Source organism: Myceligenerans xiligouense (genome assembly GCF_003814695.1).
Taxonomy (GTDB): Bacteria; Actinomycetota; Actinomycetes; order Actinomycetales; family Cellulomonadaceae; genus Myceligenerans; species Myceligenerans xiligouense.
In genome coordinates this window covers 516,947-538,521 of record NZ_RKQZ01000001.1, presented here as the reverse complement: position 1 = coordinate 538,521, position 21,575 = coordinate 516,947, and the positions used below count along the sequence as shown (strand labels likewise).

The window sequence follows — 21,575 nt, the reverse complement described above, 5'->3', positions numbered from 1 at the left end:
TCAGAGCCGTTCGGGCGAGGTCATCCGGTGGACGAACGGGCCGAGGGGTGGCGTGACACGACGCTATGGCGGTGCTCCGGCAGGCGTCCAAGACTTGTCCCGACGTCGGACGATAGGCTTTGTCTATCGATATCAGCCCGCGTCTCCTGCGCTACTTCCTGGCCGTCGCCGAGGAGCTCCACTTCGGCCGCGCGGCCGCCCGGCTCTACATCTCCCAGCCGTCGCTGAGCCACCAGATCCGCAGGCTCGAACAGGCCCTGCAGACCCCGCTGTTCGTGCGTTCGAGCCGCCAGGTGCACCTCACCTCGGCGGGCCGGACGCTGCTCAAGGAGGCGCCCGTCGCGCTGACCGCTCTCGAGCAGGCCCTCGAGCAGACCCGGCTGGCCGGGTCGGGAAGCGCGGGCACGCTGCGGCTGGGCTACACGCCGGTCTCGAGCTTCGGCACCTTCACCGTGCTCCTGGCCGCGCTCCAGGAGGAGCATCCCGACCTCACGATCGACGCCCGGGAGATCTTCAGCGCCGAGATCCCCGAACGACTGTCCACCGGCCGGCTCGACGTCGGCCTCGCCCTGGCCCCGCAGCCCTTCGACGGCGTGGGCGACGAGGTGCTGCGCCGAGAGGCCGTCTCCGCGCTCCTGAGCACCCGGCACCGTCTGGCCGTGGCGCCGAAGATCCCGCTCGCGCAGCTGCGCGACGAGACCCTGCTGCTGTTCCCGCGCCGCCTCGCACCGGCCTACTACGACGGCATCGTCGCCGCCTGCCAGGAAGCAGGCTTCTCCCCCGACATCCGCGCGTTCGAGGACCCACCGGTCAACGCCATGCTGGCGCGACTCTCCGGTGGGCGCGAGGTCGGTCTCGCCCCCGCGTCGTTCGCCGAGCACGCCGCGAACCTGGGCAGCTCCCTCACCGTCCGCGACGTCGTGGACCCGCAGATCGCGGCGGACCTGTCCATGATGTGGCCGACGACCGACCACTCGCCCGCCGTCGCGGGCGTCCTGGCCACGGCACGGCGCTGCGCCGAACGCCACGGATGGCTCCGCGGTCCGGTCGCCTAGGAGCTGGGGGTTCACACGTCTCATGAGGACCGACCCCATTGGTTAGAGCACTTGCGGAGCGCGGCGCACCGGGTTCACCCTGACCCGGCACCGCAGGACATGGTCCCGTGGGATGACGACGAGCCCGAGCAGGATCGCTTGGATGGCGGGCGTGAGTATTACTGCTACTACGGCAACCCCTCCCGTGGCCGAGACCAGAACGCGCTGGCCGTTCATCGACTCGTTGCGGGGGTTCGCGATCCTCGGCATCCTGCTGGTCAACGCCATCGACATCACCGAGCTAGGAATGGCACGGCTGCTGGAAGGCGGAAGCCGTGTCCCCGACCCGGTGCGCGACACGCTCTACCTCACCGTCCAGACACGCTTCGTGCCGATCTTCATCCTCCTGTTCGGCATGAGCCTCTGGATGGTCCTGGACAGCGCACGCGCCCGCTCACCGCGTCCGTGGCTGGTGATGGTGCGCCGCATGGTCGTCCTGGCCGTCATCGGCGGGCTCCTGATGTTCGCCTACCCGGGCAACATCCTCCTGGAGTACGGCGTCGTCGGTCTGCTGATGCTGCCCGTCGTCCTGCTGGCCCCTCGCTGGGCGACCCTCGTCGGCGGCGCGGTGCTCACTGTTGTCGCGTACGCGATGTTCGGCGGCGGGCTGCCGTCCGTCCCCGGCCTCATACTCCTCGGCGCGGGCGCGGCTGCCTTCGGCCTGCCCCGGGCGCTGGAGTCCTCCGGCAAGGCCGTGGCGATCACGTTCACCGCCGCGGCCGTGCTGACCGTCCCAGCCCTGCTGTGGCAGCTGACCACCCCGGGCGACCCGCGCTTCTCGACGCCGGGCGGGATCGCTGGACTCGTCATGGCGGTGCTGTACACGACCGGGCTGGCCCTGCTGTGGCGGACACGTGCCCGAACGGCCATCGCCGCCATCTTCGAACCACTGGGCCGGATGGCGCTCAGCAACTACGTCGGGGCGGCGATCGTCATGGCGCTTGCCGCATCAGTGGTGGACTTCGGCCACATGACCGCCGTGACGCCCGTGGTGGCGCTGTCGCTGGCAGTGATCGTGGTGCAGTCTCTGCTGAGCCGGCTCTGGCTGGCGCACTTCCGCTACGGCCCGGTCGAGTGGCTCTGGCGCACCGCCACCTGGCTCCGGCCGGTGACACTGCGACGCGAGGCGTCCCAATAGGCCTGTCCCAGGGTTGCAGCTACCCTCACCGGACGCGCTACACCGGCGGCGACCCGGCGGCGGCGTCGAGCTACCGCTGCACCATCCAATGATCCGAGCAAGCTGAAAGCGCTGCGGGTGGGTCACGGTCGGCGACCGTGACCCCCCCGCAGCCCACACCTCTATCGGCGAGATCTTCGCCGGGACGGAAAACATGCGGATACTCTTCTCAAGCACGCCCGCCCACGGCCACCTGCTGCCCCAGCTCCCGCTGGCGCGCGCCTTCCGGGACCGCGGCGACCAGGTCGCGGTCATGACGGCCGGCCTCTTCGCCCCGGTGCTGGCCCCCGAGGGCATCGAGCTGCTCCCGGCCGGCCCCGGCGCGGACGTCCTCTTCGCGGAGTCGACCCGCCGCACCGGCGTCGACGCCGCGGCCGACCCCACGCCGGAGGCCGTCGCCGAGTTCTTCGCCGGCACCCGGATCGACCTGACGGCGGATGATGCCCTGACCGCCGCCCGGGCCTTCGCGCCCGACCTGATCGTGGCCGAGGCGATGGACTTCGTCGGTCCGCTGGCGGCGGCGGCGCTGGAGGTCCCGCTGGCGACGCTGGCGTTCGGGCCGGCGATCCCCGCGGAGTTCACCGACGGGATCAACCAGGTGGCCGCCGTCCGCTACGCGGAGCGCGGGCTGACTCCCGTCCCTGCCCGGTGGTACCTCGACCCGTGTCCGGACCTGCTCCAGCCACCCGGCTGGGACGCGCCGCAGGCCCGGCTGCCGCTGCGGCCGGAACCGCATCAGCGTCCCGGCCAGGCGGTGGTCCCTCCCGCGGTGCCTGAGCGGAACCACGGACCTCGCGTGCTCGTCACGTTCGGCACCCACTTCTCGGACCCCGCGGTCCTGATCCCGATCCTCACCGAACTGCGGGACGCCGGTGCCGAGCTCGTGGTCACGCTCGGCCTCACCGCGCGGGCCGAGGACTTCGGCGCCGCGGGCGACGGTGTCACCTTCACCGGCTTCGCCCCGCTCGCGGAGCTGCTGCACGACGTCGACCTGGTGGTCACCCACGGTGGCGCCGGCACTACCCTGGGCGCGCTGGCCCGCGGCCTGCCGCTCGTCGTCGTGCCGCAGGGCGCCGACCAGTTCCTCCAGGCAGCGGTGGTCGGTGCGGCGGGCGCCGGCATCGCCGTGCCGCCCGGGCCCGACGTGCCGCAGGCCGTGGCCAACGCCGTCGGGACGCTGCGCACGGACGCCGCATACGCCGATACGGCCCGCGCCGTCGCCGAGCAGATCGCCGCCATGCCCTCACCCGTCGACGTGGCCGCGCAGCTGGCCGACTCCCTGGGCTGACACCGCATTCGCTCCCCGGCCGGGACCTGGCCGGGGAGCGAGCGAGCTGCCTGTGACCAGCCAGCGCGCAGATCGCCGGCCGGCTGTTCATCAGCCCTCGAACCGTCGAGTGGCATCTGCGCAAGGTCTACTCGAAGCTGGGCATCACGTCGCGCACGGAGATCGACCGCGCACTGAACCTGCCTGATAGCATCGCCCGCATGGATATCGAGGTCGACAGAATCTAGCCACCGGACTGCCGGTGGCCTTCACCAGGTTTTGGCTGCGCTATGCGCGCGTCACTGGTGACTGATCTCTCCTTCGTTCCAGGCCTCTGCTGCGACGGTTGACCCTCGCTGCGCCTTTGTCTGACGACGCCTCGGCATGTTCGTGACACCCACCGATCTCCGGTGGTCGTCCGCGCACCCGAACGGCAAGCAGCCCTCGTCTCAGGACCTCTACGGGTCCAGTTTGCGGACCAGGACAGCCCGGAAGCGGCGGGAGACATTCCTCTCGCCCGTCAGTGCGTGGTGTGCCACCGCTCCCCCGCAGGAGTTCGCCCACATGCGACGCCGGTCCCGGGGGTTCCATGCCGCCTGCCAGCAAACCGAGGTGAAACATCCATGTCCCCAAGATCTGCCATCAGCCTCCGCGAGCTCTCGTTCGAATGGCCCGACGGAACCGTCGCCCTCCACGAGGTGAACGGAACGTTCACGACCGGGCGCACCGGCCTGGTCGGCAGCAACGGCGCCGGGAAGTCCACGCTGCTGCGACTGATCGCCGGAGAGCTCACTCCGACGTCCGGACGCGTCGAGACCGCCGGCGACGTCGGCTACCTGCCGCAGACGCTGACCCTCGCGCGGTCCGCCACCATCGCGCAGCTACTCGGTATCGACCGGGTGCTCGACGCGCTGCGTGCCATCGAGTCGGGTGACGTCGACGAGCGACACTTCGACGCGGTCGGTGACGACTGGGACATCGAGGCCCGCGCTGACGAAGCGCTTCATGAGATCGGTTTCAGCGCCGCAGAGCTCGACCGGCACGTGGGCCAGGTGTCAGGCGGTGAAGCGATGCTTATCGCCGTCACGGGCCTCCGTCTCCGCCGTACGCCGGTAACCCTTCTCGACGAACCGACGAACAACCTCGACAGGTCCACTCGTGCGAAGCTCGCGGGCTTCGTCGACACCTGGCCCGGCACCCTCGTGATCGTCAGCCATGACCTCGAGCTTCTTGAGCACATGGACAGCACCGCCGAGCTCCATGCCGGCACCATCGAAGTGTTCGGTGGCCCTTACAGCGCGTGGCGAGAGCACCAGGAGCAAGAACAGGCCGCAGCGACCCAGGCGGCCCGCTCCGCACAGCAGGCGCTGAGAGTCGAGAAGCGCCAGCGCGTCGAGGCCGAGACCAAGCTCGCCCGGCGCGAACGCACCGCCAAGAAGACACAGAAGGACGGCGGCATTCCGAAGATCCTGGCCGGGGCCCGCGCCAGCAAGGCCCAGGGGTCGGCCGGATCGATGCGCACCACTCTGGACGACAAGGTTCGGGCTGCTCAGGCCGCCGTCGACGCAGCCGACGCCAGAGTCCGTCAGGAGCAACACATCCACCTCAACCTGCCCGACCCGGACGTGCCTCGTGGCCGACGTCTGGCCGAGCTTCACGACCGCGACCACACCGTCGTCATCCAGGGGCCCGAGCGCGTCGCTCTCACCGGCCCGAACGGCGCTGGAAAGTCCACCCTCGTGCAGCAGCTCGTCTCCGGAACCGAGGCCATCGATGGGCGGCCTTACGGAACGCTCCTGACCGACCGCGTGGGATATCTCCCCCAACGACTTGACGGGCTCGACGACAGCGCGAGCGCCGTCGACAACGTCAGGGCGGTGGCGCCAGGGACGCCGCCCGGTGACATCCGTAACCAGCTCGCCCGGCTTCTCCTCCGCGGCAACAGCGCGGACCGCCCCGTAAGCACCCTGTCCGGCGGCGAACGCTTCCGCGTCTCGCTCGCCAAGCTCCTCCTCGCGGAGCCGCCGGCACAGCTCCTCATCCTCGACGAACCCACGAACAACCTCGACATCGCCAGCGTCGAGCAGCTCACCGAGGCGCTGGACAGCTACCGCGGCGCCCTGCTCGTCGTCAGTCACGACAACGCGTTCCTGGCTCGGATCGGGATCGACACCCACGTCGGGCTCGGCATGGACGGGCGCATCCACCGAGGCAGGAAGCCGGAGGAGTGACGAAGGTAGCTTCTGGGGTGTCGCGTAGGTTCCTTCGGCGCCCCTCCTGTCCGGCGCCGGTCAGGAGGGGCGCTGTTCCGGGATGGCGAACCGGAACTCCCCGCCGTTGTCACAGTGTGCGTGCTCCGCGGGGATCGTCAGGATGTCGGGACCGTGCTCATCGGTCGAGAGGGTGTACCCGGCCGGCTCGTCGCCCTGCCGGCGGTTGGCGCCAGGGCGCGAGCAGCCCTCGTTCAGGAACGTCTCGTCGGTAACTTCGGTGTACAGGAAGGGGCCACCGACGTACACGTGCCAGTACGTGTCATGCAGCGCGTATTTCTTCCTCACCAAGACCTGCCGGTCCATCGGACGGTCCGGAGCGTCCACGATCTCGTGGGAGCCCTCCATCGCGAGCGACACGAACAGCGCCGCGAACCCAGTCACCACGATCGCGACCATCGTGCAGACGATCAGGAACAGAGCCGCCAGCGTCGCGGTCACTGCCTCGTACCCCGAGACGAACCATCGCCACGCCGCCCCGAGCAGCCCCGCCACGCCGATGAACCCGACGCCCAGGAGGACGATCACGAACATCAGGTCGGTGACACCGGCGACCACGAGCATCTGTCCGGAGCCCCCGCTCCAAACGAAGAGCGCCACGGCCGCCGCATAGCCACCCACGGCGAGCAGCAGCGACCGGATCGGACCGAACCAACCGCGACGCCTCTTCCTGTCGACCCTCGTGTCGTCGAACTCCTCTCTCGCCTCTGTCACGCGCCACATTCGACCATCCACATCGCACGCGACCGACTGTCATCGCCAGCCCCCACCGAGTCTCTACATCGCCCCAACCAATTGAACTAGCTGGACTGCCTCGACGTTGCGGACGCCGGTCAATCTCATGGACCGACCTCTCGTCGGTCCGCCGCACGCGCGAACCGACACACATCGGACTCGTCACGCCCCCACGCCGGGCGAACCGAGCCTATAGAACCACCGCCACGAGGTTCGTGACGTCACGATATTCCGCCGGGCCGTTCCGGCGTTTGTCGCGTCAGGGGCGCCAATGTGCGCCCGGAAATGGGCTGCAAGGCCGGCTCTCCTGGGTCTTACGCTTCATCGGATTGATGTCAACCAAGGAGCAAGGATGATCTGGCCGCTGCGCAAGCGCCGCAGCTCGTGTCGCTGTGTGCCGTCCTGGCCGGCCCTCGTCGTCGACTCGGACGGGGGCCTGCTGCAGGCGGAGCCAGCTGAGCGCCACTCGATCCTCACAGCGACGCTCGGGCCAGCGAGATGCTTCGAGTGCAGGGCGATCTACCCCCGGCCGTTCAGTCTGATCTTGACGCCGCCGCAGCCGCCGAAAGGCGCGGTGTGCAAGTGTGACCCGCGATGGCCGGAGCTCATGGTGAAAGTCGGTCCCCAGTGGTACCTCGGTCATCCCGGGAACGACGGCCAGTACGTTGTGGACGGCATCGCGGAGGAGGCGTTCTGCCGGGTCTGCGCCGCGTCCTTCCTCGGCGAGATGACTTTGGATCTCGCGGCGACGAAACGCTGGCTGAATGTCAGCGTGAAACACCGGCTGCTCGTCGAGCAGTGACCACCATCCTCAGCGACGCCAAGGAGACCAGCGCAGGGTGGACAGGCAGTGCGCGAGCTTCTCCCACGCGAGTGAGATCGACCTGGCCGATGACGGGCCGGTCGCGGAAGTCGCCTGGTTCCCTGACGTCATGAGGTACTGCTGGGTCATTCTGGCGTTTGATCGCGTCAGGGGCGGCGGATACCGTTCGGCCCGATGACGACGACAGGGCACACGCAGGTCGACGCGTTGCTGGCAGTGATGCCGGCCGAGCACGGACATGACGAAGGCTTCGACTCGTCGTGGTCTGGCGCCGACACTGCATGCCGGGTCTAGTGCGCTTCGACCTCGGGATGGCCGAGTTTCTCCGCCGCCTCGTCACGGCGGACCTGGACGAGATCCCGGGAAGCAACGACGAGGCGTGGGGCAATGGTGGGCTGTTCGTCGGATGGCGTGAGGCGCGTCGCCGCTGGGAGGCGGGTCTGGACGAGTACACGGCGCAGCCGCGCCCTGAGGTGCTGATGGGCTCCTATGGCATGCCTGGGATCCGACCGCTGCCGGACGGCGTCGCGTGGACGCTCTCCGGACTGGAGACGCCGCTCCGCCTCGCGGTCCATCTCAGGCTCGTGCACGACGTCGCCGTTCGCCTGCTCGACGGGCTCGCTGAGACGTTCCCGAGCCTGGAGGTCGATCGCCGGGCGGTGGAGTTCGGCGCTGCAACGCACGACATCGGCAAGGTCATCCATCGATCCGAACTGATCGGACCGGGCTCCCAGCATGAGGAGGCCGGCCGGCAGCTGCTGCTCCGGACGGGGCACGACGAACGCCTGGCGCGCTATGCCGCGACACACGGCACCTGGGACGCGCCCGACCGCCAGCTGGAGGACCTGCTGGTCACGCTGGCCGACAAGGTGTGGAAGGGCAAGCGGGTCAGCGGCCTCGAGGAGCGCATCACCGACATGATCGCGGGCCTCACCACACGGGAGCGCTGGGAGGTGTTCTTGTCGGTCGACCAGCTCTGCGAGGATCTGGCAGCCGACGCCGACCAGCGCCTCGCACACCACAGTGCCGCGCCCATTGACATCGGCCCGGACGGGCCGATCACCGCAGGACTAAGCGCTCGGCGGCGACGTGCCGCTGCGCGCCAGCGAATGACCTCGCCCATGACGCCCGTGATCCGGTACGGTCGTCCCCGCGACGGCGTGTAGTTCAGTGGAGAACGCCCGGCTTGGGTCCGGGAGGGCGCGGGCTCGTTGCCCGCCACGCCGGCCAGCGACGTGTAGCTCAGGGAAGAGCACCGGGCTCTTACCCCGGAGGGCGCAGGTTCGGAGCCTGCCACGTCGGCATGTCCTACGTGGAGCAGCAACTGCTCGCCGCCTTGCGCACCGCCACCAGCCACCCCGACTCCGCCGCGCGCGAGCGTGCCGAGAAGCGCGCCCAAGCCTGGATGAAGCACATGGTCGGCGCACTCACCGGAGCGGTCACCACCGGCACCCGCTCCCCGGTGCGAGACCTGCCCACCTGGGTCACTCTCGAGGTCCTGCACGGCGGCTTCGCCTCGGGTGAGGCGGCCGCGGGCGGCCCGCTGTCCGACGGCGAGCATGACCTTGCACGCGACGTTGGCCTGCCGCACACGCGGTCCGCGCTCAACACGTGGCACCTCAGCGACCCGGGGCAAGCACGTCTGAGCGCCATGCTGGACGACGGCCGCTACGTCATCGCCCACCCGGAGAACGCAGTACTGCTTGTGGTCGCCTGGCTGGTCAGTGCGGATGACACAGCCTCAGCCACGTCACTGCTGGAACACGTGGGGCCGTTCATGGACCGGCTTCGGTTCTACCCGATCGCGACGAAGCACGCCGAGCCGCCCGCCGACCACGTCTTCCGACGGTCGGAGGCGGCAACGCGTGCGGTCCTCGCTGCGCGTGCGCCGAATCCTCGGGTTGAGGCGCAACGTGAAGCGCTGACGGTCTGGGCACCGTTCGCGGACGAACTGCTCGCCCTGTGGTGGCCGGTGGCTGAGGGCAGCGTGGCGCTGCCTGGTGACGCTGCGCTCGCCACTGCTGTCGCCCGGTACCGCGCGCTGGCCGCACGGCACACCCGAAGCACATCGCACACCAGCCGCAAGACCAACCTCGGCGTCCTCGTTGCGGCGACCCTGCGAGCCGACGCAGAGGGCGGGATCACAAACGCCGATCGAGCCCGGGTCACGCACGCGGCGAAGAGCATGGCCGCCAAGCGCGGCCTGCCCGGCTCCACCGACCTCATCGAGGCACGTGAGCGGCAGCGCAAGTCAGTGTCGGCCCCGTCGCACGCGGCGGTGGCCCATGTGGTTGCCGGGCGGCTCGCCGTTGATGCCGCGCATCGCGGCGTGTCGGACCCGCACGCCGTCGTCCAGCCCGTCGGCGCCGAAGAGACGACAACGGAGGTGCCCACGGGTGCTGCGGTCCCTCCGTCCGTCGTCAGGACCGTGACATTGGCAGCGCAGGCCACGATCGAGGATCTGCACGCGCGGGACGTCGTCCCATCGGCGGAGGTTCTGGCCGAGCTCGCCCCGCAGCTTGTCGGCGCGCAGCATGCGGAGACCTATCCCGATCCTGCGCTCGGCCTGCTCATGGCTCGCACCTACCGGGCATTCCGCGACCGGCGGTCGCTGCTGCTGACGGACCTCAGCGCACAGGTGAAGCTCGGCGAACTTCCGTGGGTCGCCGCGACGGACAGGTACCGGACCGTGGATGATGCCGCGCGCGACGCCGCCGCGGCAACCCTGCGCAGAGTCGGCGGCCTGTACCTGCAGTGGTTCGGCGGCACTCCGCTGCCCAACCCGCTCCTCGTCGAACTCGAGGCCTTGGCCGGCCAGGCAGGGATCGACGTCCCCTTTGTGCCAGAGCTGGCGGCCGACATCTTCCAGGACGCGTTCTCCCGCCGGTTCGGAGCGACCGCCGCGCTGGTGGCCGAGCACGCCGGACCCGGGTACGTCACGTACTACGGGCTCGGCGACGACCTGCACGACCTCGCGCTCCACGGCTACGACCGCCAAGTGTTCGCAATCCTGTGCCGACGCCGCGCAGAAAGGGCGGGCAGTGGTACCTCTCGCTGGTCGGTCTCGCGGAACGGCATGGTGATCGAGCAAGCCCAGCTTCTGACGAGCCACAATCTCGCGTCCTTGGCCGCTCTCGACGTTCCCGCGGACCCCGAGGCCACAGCGCGACTGGCGTTTGCCGAAGTCCTGCGCCTGGTCCGCGCCGCACGGCGCCCGCACATTGCCCCGTACATCGCGATGAGCCATGCCCGTGCCGCAGGCCTGGCATGGCGGCACGTCGTGTGGTTCACCGCGCTTGTGCCCGCGACACGATTCCCAGCGCTGATCGACGAGCTGACGGCCTTGGTCGACGACATCTCGCCACGGCTCACCGTGGCGCTGGCCGACCTCGCCGCAGCCTGCGCCGGAACCACGCCGGACACGCCTCTGCTCGGTTGGTCGAATGGCCCGCACCCGCTGCTCGCATCAGGGGGCAGCCGGTAGATCCAAGGGTCATTTGGGTCGCCATCCGACGGTTCGCTGCGTGCGAGGCGCTACGTCCCCGGAGTCGGTCGAAGACGCTCACTACGGCTCGCCCGCCGGAACGCAGGTCGCCACGCCGGTTCAGCAGTACGAACGTCGCAGATCGTTGACCTTGTCCGATGCCCCGCGAGCTCCCGTGAGGGCACGAAAAAGGCCGCTGATCTGCGGATCAGCGGCCTTTCACCGGGTGGAGCTAGGGGGATTCGAACCCCCGACCTTCTCATTGCGAACGAGACGCGCTACCAACTGCGCCATAGCCCCGAGTGCTGGAACAGATTAGCACTGCACCGGCCCCCGTCCGCAAATCAAAATGGGTGGTGCACACCACACAAGTCCAGGCCACGGGCCGTTCGCTCGCCCATCGGGCCGTTCGCTCGCCCATCGAGGCGATCGAACGGCCCGTCGTGCGGCAGCGGTCGGCGGTCAGCCCGCCGCGCGGCGGCGCGCCAGGATCTGCTCGAGCGGCTGGGCGAGCGTCTCGTCCCGCACACGCGGGCCCGGCCGCGTCAGTTCTCCCTCGTCGGTGTGTATCGCCGTGTCCGACGACGGTGCGGGCGCGCTCCCGGCATCCGCACCTTCGACGGCGTCCCCGCTGGCCGGCCGCCCACCCGCGGGCTGCTCGCGCCTCGTCTCACCCGACGACGTCGCACCCGGCGACGTGTCACCCGCCGGCTCGCCACCCGGTCGCGCCGGCTTCCCGGCCGACGCCCGCATCGCGGCCGCCAGCCGAGCCGAGGCGTCGTCGGACCTGCCCGCACGGCTCCCGCCGTCGGCCTGGCCCGTGCCGTCCTTTCGGCCCTTCGCGGCGCCTGCCGTGACGGCGCCATGGTTCGCCGCACCGTCCTGGGCGGCACCGTCCGCCGGTCGCGCGGCGACAGGCTTCGCCGTGACCCGCCGCGCGGGGGGCTTGGTGACGTACGTCGGCAGCGGCACCGGCACGGGATCCCACGCGCCGCCGCCGACCCCCGGGCCCTGCTCGTCCGCGGCGTCGTCGGCCGCGGCCTGGGCTGCCGGAACGCCGTTCTCGTCGACGATCTTGGCGCGAGCCGGCTCGGGCACCGTCAGCAGCTCGTCGAGCACGCCACCCTTCTTCGCCGCGGGAACCACTTCTTCGGCGGTGTCTCCGACCCGCATGTGGTTGCGCGGCGCGTACGGTCCGCCGTTCGCCAGCGCGCGTGCCTGCGTGGCCCGCTGCCGTGCGGCACGCCGGGCCGCCTCGACCGCGTTCTCGGCGCGCCGGGCCTGGATCGCCGCGCGGCGCCCCAGGGCGAGAGCCGCGAGCAGGAGCGCGGACGGCGCCGCCGCGAATCCCCAGTGCAGCGGGACCACGACCACGCACGCCCAGGCGGCGAGCGAGGCCACAAGAAGGAAGAGGGTCAGCACGAACCGCCGTCGGGCACGAACTGCCCGGCGAGCACGCTGCTCCGCCAGTGCCCGGCGCTGCGCCGGGGTCTCCACGTCCTCCGGAGCTCGCACGAGCGGAGCCGGGCGCGCGCCGGTCAGGCGCGAACCACCAGTTCCGGTCGTCATGGCTCCTCCTCGCCTTGGTCCGGTCGGCCCCGTGCGGAAGACCGTGCCGCCGCTCACCGCGACGACGCGCAGTCTGCCGGAGAACCGGTCACCGATCCGTGCCTCCGCGAGCTCCGCGCGACGACGGATCACGTGTGGCGCCCAGTACCCCAGCCACAGGACGAACAGTGCCATGACTGTCACCCCTGCGGCCGACTCCACGACACGACGTTAGGCGGTCGTCAAGGCCCGTCGCCCACCGACACGCCCGGGCATCGGCTTGTGCCCGATATGCCCCGCGGGTCGGTCATGATGCGGCTGTCTCCCCACGATGTCCGACGACGGCGCCGGCGGGCCACCTCATTTCGGTGTCCCGGCTCCGGCCACCGCCGGGGATCTCACGCCGCCAGGAGCTCCGCCGGCGGGATCGGGAAGTTCGACCGGAACACGTTCGACGGGTCATAGGCGGCCTTGATCTCCCGCAGGCGCGAGAGCGTCGGCTCGGGGAACGCTTCCAGCAACCGCTCCGGCCGGGTGTCGGTGTCGAAGGACAGGTAGGAGCCGTCCTGCACCGGGCCGATCTCCGCGTCCCACACCTCGTTGATCCTCGCCTGCGTGGACGAGAGGCCCGTGAGCTGGAAGTTCTGGTGCCGGTGGGCATAGGCGGTGGCGCCGGGTGCGACGTCGTGCGCCGCACCGCCCGTGGCCCGGAGCTGCGTGAAGTACGAGCTGCCCGAGGCGAGCAGCCTCTCGACCGCGCGGCTCGTGTCCCGGTCGAGATGCGCGAGGAGGGCCGACCGCGCCGCCGGGCTCCCGGCGCCCGCGTGGTGCCGGGACTGCCGGGAGACCACGGCCGAGTAGGGCAGGAGCTGCGCCTGGTGGCCGAGCAGCGGACCGGCACCGGCCAGCGTCTCCAGCGCGGCGATCGCGGCGTCGGGGTCGGCGTCCGCGCCCTCGGCCGCGTACATGCTCATGAGCTGCGCGACGGGCCCCTGGTCGCGGCGGGCGGGGGCGAGAATCATGAACGAGGTGAGCCCTCGCGGCGCCGCCTCCACGGCCGAGCCCCACTTCTCGAGCAGGCCCGCGGTGTCGGTCGCGTCCAGCACCATCTGGGAGAAGACGACGTCGCCCACCGCCCCGGCCTCGATCTCCAGCCAGGTCACCACCCCCATGTTGCCGCCCGCGCCACGCAGGGCCCAGAACAGGTCCGGGTTCTCGTCGGCGGACGCGTGCAGCACCTGGCCCGAGGCCGTCACCATCTCGGCGGCGACCACGCGGTCGATGGTCAGCCCCTGCAGCCGGCCCAGGAACCCGAGGCCGCCGGTGGTGCCGAGACCGCCGACGCCGACCCCGCCGTAGTCGCCGGACGTGATCGCCCAGCCGCGCGGCGCCAGGGTCTCCGCGACCTCGCCCCACGTGGCTCCCACGCCGATCCGCACGCGGCGGGTCGCCTCGTCGACCACCTCGACGGAACGCAGAGCGCCCAGGTCGAGCACGATGCCGCCGTCGTTGGTGGACCGGCCGGAGAGGCCGTGCCCGGCCGACCGCACGGCGAAGGGCACCTCCTGCCCGAGCGACCAGTCGACGGCCTCCGCGATCTCACCGGGACCCCGCGGGCGCAGCACGATGCCGGGTGCGCCGGCCCGCAGGTAGTTGTGCCGCACCGACTCGTACTCGCGGTCGCCGGGCTCGACCGCCCGTTCCGCGAGATCGGCGGGCAGGGAGCCGTAGTCGATGCCGTCGCGGCGCGCCGCCAGCGCGTTGGTCCCGCGACGGGCCGACGCCGGGACCGTGCCGCCGGCCCGACGCGCCGCGGCGACCGCCTCGCGCACGGCGGGCGCGACCTCGCCGCCGAAGGTCTCGATCAGCCGCGGGTCGTCACCGGTGAGGATGAACGTGCCGACACCGTCCTCCAGCGCCAGCCGGGTCAGCTCCTCGACCCACTGACCCACCGGGCCCTGGAGGAACCCAGCGTTCGTGTCCCGGATGGTGCCGCCCAGGTTGAGCAGACGGCGGATCTCCGCCGGGTCGCGCCCTGCCTCGGTGGCCGCTTGGTCGATGACGGCGTTGCCGCGCGCCAGGTCTCCGTCCTTCAGGTAGGCGAGCGACGGGAGCCAGCCGTCGGCCTCGCTGCCGATCAGCCGCAGCATGCGCGGCTTGTACGCGCCGAGCCAGACCGGGATGTCGTGGGCCGGTGCCGGACCGCGCTTGGCCCCCATGACCTGGTAGTGATCGCCCGGAACCTTGAGCGGGGCACGGTCGCGCGCGTCCCAGATGCCGCGCATCACCCGCAGCGCCTCCTCCAGGGCGTCCACCGACTCCCCCGGCGAGCGACGCGGGCCGCCCATGGCCACGATCGGGTCCCAGAAGCCGCCGGCGCCCAGGCCCATCGCGAACCGGCCGCCGGAGAGCAGGTCCAGGCTCGCCGCCGAACGGGCGAGCACGGCGGGCTGGCGCAGGGGCAGGTTGAGCACGTTGCCCGACACCGTGATGCGCTCGGTCGCCGCGGCCACCCAGGTCAGCAGGGTCCAGGTGTCCAGGAAGGCCGGCTGGTACGGGTGGTCCTGGAACGTGGCGAGATCGAGCCCGGCCTGCTCGGTGAGCCGTGCCAGCCGGACCGGCGTCTGGGGGTCGGCGCTGGTCGGGGTGAGGAACGTACCGAACTGCAGCTCGTGTCCGTAGTCCGTCATGGTGTGCCCTGCGATTCTCTCGGTGGTGTCCTCCGGCCCGGTGACGTCCGGACGAAGATCGTCTGCGGCACAGACGATATCAGGGACAACTCATCTTGGCGGCAGCGGGATTCCGTTAGGATGGTCACGTGTCCATGTCCACCCGCCGGAGCACCGTCCGCAAGCCGGCGGAGCCGGCCTCGTCACCCGAGCAGGCGAGTCCGGGCCCCAGCCTCGGCCTGAGCTGGTCGCTCGTCGCGCTGCTGCGCGAGTGGAGCGTGCGCGCCGAAGCCGCGACCGATGAGCTGCCCCACGGCATGCGCGGGTACCAGGTGCTGCGCGTCGTCGTGCACGACGCACCCCCCACGCAGGCGTCGCTCGCCGCGCGCCTGGGCATCGACCGGACCGTGATGACCTACCTCATCGACAGGTACGTCGAGTGCGGCTTCGTGGAACGTCAGCAGGATCCGGCGGACCGGCGCGCACGCCGCATCGTGGCCACCGCCCGCGGGCGGGAGATGCTGGCGGACGTCGACGTCCGCGTCGCCGACGCCGAGGAGGACCTGCTGGCCGGCCTCCCGCCCGCTGACCGGGTCCGCTTCCGTGACCTGCTGGAACGCGCCGCGCGAGGCATCAGTGAGGACGACGACCCCTGCGGGGTGGTCGCGCGCGCGGTGACGCCGGTCGACGGGCGCTGACGGCGCCGGCCGCACACCCGCGCCCCGCCGACTACCCCTCGCGGGTCTGCTGCCAGCGGGCCAGGAGGCCGCCCGGCACCTCTTCCGCGGTCAGCGCGAACGTGCGGTGGTCGCGCCACGCACCCTGGATGTGCAGGAAGCGCTCGCGCAGCCCTTCGTCCCGGAAGCCGAGCTTCTCCACGACCCGCAGGCTCGGCCCGTTCTCGGGCCGGATGTTGATCTCGATGCGATGCAGTCCCAGCACGAACCAGCAGTAGTCCGTGGCCATGGCGACGCCGGTCGGGGTCACGCCCCGCCCGGCCACGTGCTCGGAGACCCAGTAGCCGATGCTCGCCGAGCACAGCGACCCGTAGGTGATCGAGGCCACGGTGAGCTGACCCACCAGCTCGCCGTCAAGCTCCACCCCGAACGGCAGCAGGGTCCCCGACCGCGCCTGGTTCGAGAGTGTGCGCACGTACTCGCTGAACGACGCCACCGTCATCCGGTTCTCACCCGTGAGCGGCGACGTCGCCTCCCACCGTTCGAGCCAGGCGGCGTTGCCGGCGCGCAGTTGCGACCACACCTTGCCGTCACGCCGCCGCAGGGGGCGCAGCACCACCACCCCACCGGGCGTGTCCTCCCGCAACGTCACGGGCCATGGCTTGGACACGGTCCATCCCCTCACGACGAGCCCCGTCGTCTCCGACATTCGTTCCTGCACCCCCAGATGCGCCCGCCCACCGGACGCGCCGTGCTTGCCTGCAGAGGGTCTACCACGACCGGCGGCCGCTGACCTGCCGAAGCCCACTTCACGGGGGCATCCGGGAATCCTGGAACAATAGCGCCCATGAAGGGCGCCCAGATTCCCACATCACAGCCTTACCCGGTCCAGCCCGGGATGGAAGCAGAGGACGCCAAGGAGGAACTGCGACGCGCCATCCGCAAGCAGCGCAACCTGCGCAGTCCGAAACAGCGGGCGCAGGCGGAGTCGGCGATCGCGGACGTCGTCTCGTCGATCCCGGAGGTGCGCGACGCCTCCGTCGTCGGCATGTACGCCGCGCGCGCCGGCGAGCCCGCCACGGGCATGCTGATGGAACTCCTGGCGAGCCGCGGGGCGCGCGTCCTGCTCCCGGTGCTGGGGACGGGCCTGGCCCGTGACTGGGCGGACTACGCGGGGCCCGAGGATCTCCTGGAGCGCGCCCCCGGACGTCCGCCCGAGCCCGGCGGCCAGACCCTGGGCCAGGACGCCCTCAAGCTGGCCGACGTCGTGGTCGCGCCCGCCCTCGCCGTCGACACCCGTGGGGTCCGGCTCGGTCAGGGCGGCGGCTGGTACGACCGCGTGCTCACACACGCCCGCCCCGAGGCGAAGGTGGTGGCGATCGTTTTCCCCGAAGAGGTGTACGACGCCACCGAGCGCCCGCTGCCCTTCGAGCAGCACGACCACCCCGTCCACGCCGTGGCGACCACGACGGACTGGCGCTGGCTCACGGCCTGAGCGTCAGTTCGTCCTCCACGGCGGCTTCGACCGCCTCGCGGGTGAAGGGCCAGGCGAAGGTCTCGCCGTCGGCCCACTCGTCGAGCTGGTCGTCGTAGTGGTTCGACGCCGGGTGCCCGGACACGCCGGTCACGGTCACCCACGTCGAGGCGTCGAGGTCGGCCATGTCCACGACCATCCGCATCGACGGCCCGGCCGTCACGTTGAAGCTGCCCGAGGCAGCGTCCCATGACGTCGCGTTCACGATCGACGCGCCTCCGGACACGCCCTGCGATGCCGGGTTCATGTAGGTGCGCACCGGCGTCGGGACGCCCTTGCCTCCCAGTGCCAGGTGCTCCAGCTCGAGCTGGTGCAGCATGCCCCAGGACCAGTCCCCCGGGTCCTTGCTGAGCTGGACGGTCATGTCCTGACGCGCGCTCTTGAGGGCCTGGGTGAGGATCTCGTCGCGGCTCTCGCGGACGGAGACCGTGGTCTTGTCGTCCCAGAAGACGTTGTTCTCGTCGTTGAGCATGCCCTGCACGACGGCGAGCCAGCGATCCCCGCCTTCCGGCCACATGCTCTCCGGCAGCTCGTCCTGGAAGGTCGCCCGGAGCAGGTTCTGCCAGACGGCCGCGAAGTAGGCCGCTGCCGCGGAGTCCTCGTCCATGGTGTGGTCCCAGTCGCGCAACAGCCGCTGCCCGTCCGAGTCGTAGTCGTCGGGGAGCTCGATCTCCAGCAGAACGCCCACGAGCAGGTCCGCGAAGGCGCTCCAGTCGTCGTTCTGGATCGCCGACATGTCGTCGGTGGTGAACAGGCGCCCGGAGTCGATCTGCTCGGTGAGCAGCGTCCGGATGCGCTGTGACCGGAAGCCGTAGTCCCAGTCCCGGGCGAGGTAAGGGCCCGACCCGCCCGGCAGCACCGCCTGGTTCGACGCCACGATGAACCCCTCGCTCGGGTCCTGTGCGCGCGGCATCTGCTCCGGCTTCACATAACCGGTCCAGTCGTACCGCGGGTCCCAGCCGGGACGGGGCCACGCACCGTCCGAGCTCACCGGCCCGGGAACCTGCGCGCGCAGCGGGATGCGGCCCGGCGCCTGGTAACCGATGTGCCCGTCCTTGGTGGCGTACACGATGTTCTGCGCCGGGACGTCGAACATCGCGGCTGCCCGGCGGATGTCCTCGGCGTTCCGCGCGGTGTCGAACGCGAAGACGGCGTCGGCGGTGCGGCCCGGCTCGAGCGCCGTCCACTGCAGCGAGATGGCGTAGTCGCCCAGCTCGGTGCCTTCCTCCGTGGGCGATTGCACCAGCGCGTCCATGGTGGCCGCGCCCGCCTTCTCGTCGTCGAGCACGTCGGAGATCAGGGGCCCGTGCACCGTGCTGCGGACCGTGACGTCGACGGGCGATCCGCCGTTGACCCGAATGGTCTCCTCACGCGTCTCCAGGTCGATCCACTGGTCGCCGCGCTTGTAGGTGTCTCCGCGCACGCGCTCGATGAAGAAGTCCGTGACGTCGGCGCCCATGTTGGTCAGGCCCCACGCGAGGTCGGCGTTGTGCCCGATCACCACGCCCGGGAAACCGGAGAAGCCGAACCCTGCCGTGTCGAACGGGCAGTCGGTCGAGACGGTGTTGCAGTGCAGCCCGACCTGGTGCCAGATTCCGGGCGCCTGCAGGCTGAGGTGCGGGTCGTTGGCCAGGATCGGCTGTCCCGACTCGGTGTACTGCCCGGAGACCACCCACGAGTTCGAGCCGGTGCCCTCACCGCGAGCGATCTGCTCAGGAACGGCGGCGAGCGCCTCCTGCGTCGCGGACAGGGCCTCGCGCAGGTCCTTGTCGAGGAGCGCGCCGTCGAGGTCGTTCGACGTCTCCTCGGTGCCGGCGTCGCCCGCCGTGCCCTCGGCGCCGGCGCTTTCCGTACCGGCGCCGTCGGTGCCTTCCGAGCCGGTGCCCTCAGTGCCTTCCGAGCCGGTGCCCTCGGTGCCTTCCGAGCCGGTGCCCTCTCCCCCGGCCGACTCACCCGACCCGTTGGCGGGCTGGGCGGCGGACTCCGTGAGGATCGGCCGGTTGCCGGCCGTGCCGTAGTCGGGGAACAGCTGGGCCACCTGGCTCGGGTCCTCCAGCGTGCTGTACGCCAGGGCGCGGTCGAGCTCTTCGTTGTAGTTGGAGCGCAGGTCCCAGGCCATCGCCTTGAGCCAGGCGAGCGAGTCCACGGGGTCCCACGGCTCCGGGTCCTCGACGTTGACGCTCGCGCCCAGCACCGTGTACTCCACACCGAGCTCCGACGGGGACCGGTCCGCGAGGTAGGCGTTCACGCCGTCCGCGTAGGCGCGCAGGTACTCCTGCGTCGCCGGGCTGACGAGGTCCAGCTCCCGCTCGGCGACCTGTCGCCAGCCGAAGGTGCGGATCAGCTTGTCCGCCGCGATCGCGGAGTCCTGTTCGCCGACGAGCTCGGCGAGCCGGCCGGCCGTGACGTGCCGCCGGAAGTCCATCTCGAAGAAGCGGTCCTGCGCGTGCACGTATCCCTGCGCGCGGAAGAGATCGGTCGCCTGGTCGGCGTAGATGTGCGGAACGCCCTGCCCGTCCCGCAGCACGCGGACGTCCGCCGTCAGGCCCTCGATCTGCGCCTCGCCGGAGGTGCTGGGCAGGGCACGGCGGCCGATGGCCCAGCCGAACGTCGTCACCGCTGCCAGCGCGAGCACGACGACGACGGCGGTACCGATCGCCAGCTTGCGGAGTCGGGACATCGCGCGACGTGTGGGCTCTGCGGCCTCGGTCGCGTCGGGTGTGACGGTCTCGTTGGACGTGGGCGCTGACACGCAGGTGAGACTACCGGTAGTCGCTGACGCTCCCGAACCGGTACGGGTGGCGTCGCCTCACCTGTCCGTCGGCCGCGCGCACGGAAGGTTTGCGGGGCCGACGGCGTTATGATTGGCACTCGCAAACCCTGAGTGCCAGAGGAGATCCCGTGCCTACGTACGCGTACCGGTGCACCGAGTGCGACCACGCCTTCGACATCCACCAGGCGTTCACCGACGATGCGCTCACGGCCTGCCCGGAGTGCTCCGGCCGCCTGCGCAAGGTGTTCGGCTCGATCGGCGTCACGTTCAAGGGGTCGGGCTTCTACCGCAACGACTCACGCGGCTCGTCGAAGTCGAGCACGTCGTCGTCGACGAACGGCTCCGGTTCGAGCGGCTCGTCGTCGAACGGTTCCAAGGCCGCCGGCTCGTCGAGCTCCAGCGGCTCGAGCTCCAGCGGCTCGTCCTCCGGCAACTCGTCGTCGAGCAGCGCCGCCGGCGCGAAGACCGCCTCGGCCTGAGGGTTTCGGATTCCCCGCCGGGCACGTCGCCGCTGAACTTCCACGGTTCGACACCGACCACAGGGGGCGTTCTCCGGCCGTTGTGCACATCCCGCTCGGGCCGTCCGGCACCGCTCGGGACGCGCTCCTAGCGTCGGGGCATGAGCTTCCTCGGCGACCTCCTCAGACACGGCGTTCCCCTCGGGCAAGGCGTTCCCGTCAGGCACGGCGTTCCCGTCAGGCACGGTGACGTCCTCGCACGCGATGTCCCCGGACCGCGCGTCTCGCCCCGGATCGCGCGTCGCACCCGGCGCCTTGTGTGGCGTCACCGCATCGTGCTCGCGGCGGTCTGCTGCGGGCTCGCCGCGATCGGCGCTGTGCAGGCGCTGCGGCCCGCGCCACCGCCGTCGGTCCCGGTTCTCGTCACCACCCGCTCCGTGGCCGCCGGAGCCCGGCTCACCGGTGACGACGTCGCCTTGCGCGATGTCGCGGTGAGTGTCGCCCCGCCCGCCGCGCTACGCGGCCGTTCCGAGGCCGTCGGCCTGACGGCCGTCGTCACGCTGCCGGCGGGTGCCGCCCTGCACCGGGGCGTCGTGTCCCACGGCGGGGTGCTGTCCTCGGCGCCCGCCGGCACGGTGGTGGTCCCCGTGACGCTCGCCGACGACGGCGTCGCCGCGCTCCTGCGGGCCGGCGACCGGGTGGACCTGCTCGCTCCCGGTGCCGCCTACCCGCCCGCGGACGGCCCCGAACCCGCGACGCCCTACCTCGCGCGCCGTGCGCTGGTCCTCCCGACACCCGCGCACCGGGCCCCCGAGGATGCCACCACCGGTCTGCTCGGCGGAGGCAGCGACCCACCACGCGTCACGCTCGTCGCGGTGGATCCGGCCGAGGCGCCCGAGCTATCGGCCACAGCGGGAATGGGAGCCGTATCGGCCGTTCTCGTACCGTGATCGACCTGAGCGAATGATCCTCTTCGCCCGTTCCGGGATGCGCTGCGCGAGATTCACCCTCAGAATCTCCCCGGGCACCGGCAGTGCCGGGCTCCCGCGACCGCCGGCATCCCGCC

The 21,575-nt window shown here is 71.1% G+C and carries 17 protein-coding genes and 3 tRNA genes; 14 read left to right on the top strand and 6 right to left on the bottom strand.

The genetic code is table 11. The features are described from left to right. Window positions 1-119: 119 nt before the first annotated feature. The 5 genes from EDD34_RS02340 to EDD34_RS02320 all read left to right on the top strand — a co-directional run bounded on the left by EDD34_RS02340 (window position 120) and on the right by EDD34_RS02320 (window position 5,769). A complete protein-coding gene (locus tag EDD34_RS02340; protein WP_123813135.1) occupies window positions 120-1,055 on the top strand; it encodes a LysR substrate-binding domain-containing protein in 936 nt (311 codons plus the stop codon). Between the two features lie 184 nt (window positions 1,056-1,239). Next, window positions 1,240-2,232, top strand: coding sequence for a DUF418 domain-containing protein (locus tag EDD34_RS02335; RefSeq protein ID WP_170176942.1), 993 nt, complete (start codon window positions 1,240-1,242; stop codon window positions 2,230-2,232). 193 nt (window positions 2,233-2,425) lie between these two features. After that, complete coding sequence (locus EDD34_RS02330; RefSeq protein ID WP_123813133.1) at window positions 2,426-3,559, top strand: glycosyltransferase; 1,134 nt, start codon at window positions 2,426-2,428, stop codon at window positions 3,557-3,559. Window positions 3,560-3,630: 71 nt separating this feature from the next. Beyond that, window positions 3,631-3,786, top strand: coding sequence for a helix-turn-helix transcriptional regulator (locus EDD34_RS02325; RefSeq protein ID WP_211341662.1), 156 nt, complete (start codon window positions 3,631-3,633; stop codon window positions 3,784-3,786). A 375-nt stretch (window positions 3,787-4,161) separates the two neighbouring features. Beyond that, the gene (locus EDD34_RS02320) at window positions 4,162-5,769 is read left to right on the top strand and encodes an ABC-F family ATP-binding cassette domain-containing protein (RefSeq protein WP_123813132.1); all 1,608 of its coding nucleotides are present in this window, start codon (window positions 4,162-4,164) and stop codon (window positions 5,767-5,769) included. A 60-nt stretch (window positions 5,770-5,829) separates the two neighbouring features. Here the strand turns inward: EDD34_RS02320 and EDD34_RS02315 are convergent, their stop codons facing one another. Next, entirely contained in the window at window positions 5,830-6,522 is a 693-nt protein-coding gene (locus EDD34_RS02315) for a hypothetical protein (protein WP_123813131.1), read from the bottom strand. Between the two features lie 373 nt (window positions 6,523-6,895). On the opposite strand from EDD34_RS02315, the gene EDD34_RS02310 reads away from it, so the two are divergent. From EDD34_RS02310 to EDD34_RS02290, 5 genes are all read left to right on the top strand, one after another. Next, window positions 6,896-7,345 carry a hypothetical protein gene (locus EDD34_RS02310; protein ID WP_123813130.1) on the top strand — a complete coding sequence of 150 codons (450 nt, stop codon included), beginning with the start codon at window positions 6,896-6,898 and terminating at the stop codon, window positions 7,343-7,345. A gap of 332 nt (window positions 7,346-7,677) precedes the next feature. Further along, window positions 7,678-8,532: an HD domain-containing protein gene (locus tag EDD34_RS02305; RefSeq protein ID WP_211341473.1), complete on the top strand. Its 855-nt coding sequence runs from the start codon at window positions 7,678-7,680 to the stop codon at window positions 8,530-8,532. After that, window positions 8,523-8,596, top strand: a tRNA-Pro gene (locus EDD34_RS02300). Before EDD34_RS02305 ends, EDD34_RS02300 begins: the two co-directional genes overlap by 10 nt. Before the next feature lies 1 nt (window position 8,597). Next, window positions 8,598-8,668: transfer RNA gene (locus EDD34_RS02295), tRNA-Lys, on the top strand. 349 nt (window positions 8,669-9,017) lie between these two features. Then, window positions 9,018-10,850 carry a hypothetical protein gene (locus EDD34_RS02290; protein WP_123813129.1) on the top strand — a complete coding sequence of 611 codons (1,833 nt, stop codon included), beginning with the start codon at window positions 9,018-9,020 and terminating at the stop codon, window positions 10,848-10,850. 227 nt (window positions 10,851-11,077) lie between these two features. Here the strand turns inward: EDD34_RS02290 and EDD34_RS02285 are convergent. The 3 genes from EDD34_RS02285 to EDD34_RS02275 form a co-directional block, all read right to left on the bottom strand. Next, a tRNA-Ala gene (locus EDD34_RS02285) sits at window positions 11,078-11,150 on the bottom strand. A 162-nt stretch (window positions 11,151-11,312) separates the two neighbouring features. After that, on the bottom strand, window positions 11,313-12,593 hold the full coding sequence (locus EDD34_RS02280; RefSeq protein WP_123813128.1) for a hypothetical protein: 1,281 nt from the start codon (window positions 12,591-12,593) through the stop codon (window positions 11,313-11,315). Between the two features lie 203 nt (window positions 12,594-12,796). Further along, complete coding sequence (locus tag EDD34_RS02275; RefSeq protein WP_123813127.1) at window positions 12,797-15,088, bottom strand: LLM class flavin-dependent oxidoreductase; 2,292 nt, start codon at window positions 15,086-15,088, stop codon at window positions 12,797-12,799. Window positions 15,089-15,222: 134 nt separating this feature from the next. Between EDD34_RS02275 and EDD34_RS02270 the strand changes: the two genes are divergently transcribed. Then, window positions 15,223-15,765: a MarR family winged helix-turn-helix transcriptional regulator gene (locus tag EDD34_RS02270; protein WP_123816273.1), complete on the top strand. Its 543-nt coding sequence runs from the start codon at window positions 15,223-15,225 to the stop codon at window positions 15,763-15,765. A 31-nt stretch (window positions 15,766-15,796) separates the two neighbouring features. On the opposite strand, the gene EDD34_RS02265 is transcribed toward EDD34_RS02270, so the two are convergent. Beyond that, window positions 15,797-16,414 carry a GNAT family N-acetyltransferase gene (locus EDD34_RS02265; RefSeq protein ID WP_425462335.1) on the bottom strand — a complete coding sequence of 206 codons (618 nt, stop codon included), beginning with the start codon at window positions 16,412-16,414 and terminating at the stop codon, window positions 15,797-15,799. A gap of 177 nt (window positions 16,415-16,591) precedes the next feature. On the opposite strand from EDD34_RS02265, the gene EDD34_RS02260 reads away from it, so the two are divergent. Continuing rightward, window positions 16,592-17,239 (top strand): 5-formyltetrahydrofolate cyclo-ligase, encoded by a 648-nt coding sequence (locus EDD34_RS02260; RefSeq protein WP_246012145.1) that lies wholly within the window; start codon window positions 16,592-16,594, stop codon window positions 17,237-17,239. Here the strand turns inward: EDD34_RS02260 and EDD34_RS02255 are convergent. Beyond that, window positions 17,229-19,958, bottom strand: coding sequence for a penicillin acylase family protein (locus EDD34_RS02255; RefSeq protein ID WP_123816272.1), 2,730 nt, complete (start codon window positions 19,956-19,958; stop codon window positions 17,229-17,231). The two genes, EDD34_RS02260 and EDD34_RS02255, sit on opposite strands and share 11 nt — an antisense overlap. A gap of 221 nt (window positions 19,959-20,179) precedes the next feature. On the opposite strand from EDD34_RS02255, the gene EDD34_RS02250 reads away from it, so the two are divergent. Both EDD34_RS02250 and EDD34_RS02245 read left to right on the top strand, forming a co-directional pair. Next, window positions 20,180-20,530 (top strand): FmdB family zinc ribbon protein, encoded by a 351-nt coding sequence (locus EDD34_RS02250; protein ID WP_123813125.1) that lies wholly within the window; start codon window positions 20,180-20,182, stop codon window positions 20,528-20,530. 140 nt (window positions 20,531-20,670) lie between these two features. Then, window positions 20,671-21,459: an SAF domain-containing protein gene (locus tag EDD34_RS02245; protein ID WP_123813124.1), complete on the top strand. Its 789-nt coding sequence runs from the start codon at window positions 20,671-20,673 to the stop codon at window positions 21,457-21,459. Window positions 21,460-21,575 lie beyond the last annotated feature (116 nt).

Bases quoted from the DNA above. Each gene is read 5' to 3' on its own strand.
- EDD34_RS02305 (WP_211341473.1), top strand. From the start codon at position 7,678: ATGGCCGAGTTTCTCCGCCGCCTCGTCACGGCGGACCTGGACGAGATC.
- EDD34_RS02320 (WP_123813132.1), top strand. From the start codon at position 4,162: ATGTCCCCAAGATCTGCCATCAGCCTCCGCGAGCTCTCGTTCGAATGG.
- EDD34_RS02290 (WP_123813129.1), top strand. From the start codon at position 9,018: ATGCTGGACGACGGCCGCTACGTCATCGCCCACCCGGAGAACGCAGTA.
- EDD34_RS02260 (WP_246012145.1), top strand. From the start codon at position 16,592: ATGAAGGGCGCCCAGATTCCCACATCACAGCCTTACCCGGTCCAGCCC.
- EDD34_RS02275 (WP_123813127.1), bottom strand. From the start codon at position 15,088: ATGACGGACTACGGACACGAGCTGCAGTTCGGTACGTTCCTCACCCCG.
- EDD34_RS02270 (WP_123816273.1), top strand. From the start codon at position 15,223: ATGTCCACCCGCCGGAGCACCGTCCGCAAGCCGGCGGAGCCGGCCTCG.
- EDD34_RS02310 (WP_123813130.1), top strand. From the start codon at position 6,896: ATGATCTGGCCGCTGCGCAAGCGCCGCAGCTCGTGTCGCTGTGTGCCG.
- EDD34_RS02280 (WP_123813128.1), bottom strand. From the start codon at position 12,593: ATGGCACTGTTCGTCCTGTGGCTGGGGTACTGGGCGCCACACGTGATC.
- EDD34_RS02245 (WP_123813124.1), top strand. From the start codon at position 20,671: ATGAGCTTCCTCGGCGACCTCCTCAGACACGGCGTTCCCCTCGGGCAA.
- EDD34_RS02255 (WP_123816272.1), bottom strand. From the start codon at position 19,958: ATGTCCCGACTCCGCAAGCTGGCGATCGGTACCGCCGTCGTCGTCGTG.
- EDD34_RS02330 (WP_123813133.1), top strand. From the start codon at position 2,426: ATGCGGATACTCTTCTCAAGCACGCCCGCCCACGGCCACCTGCTGCCC.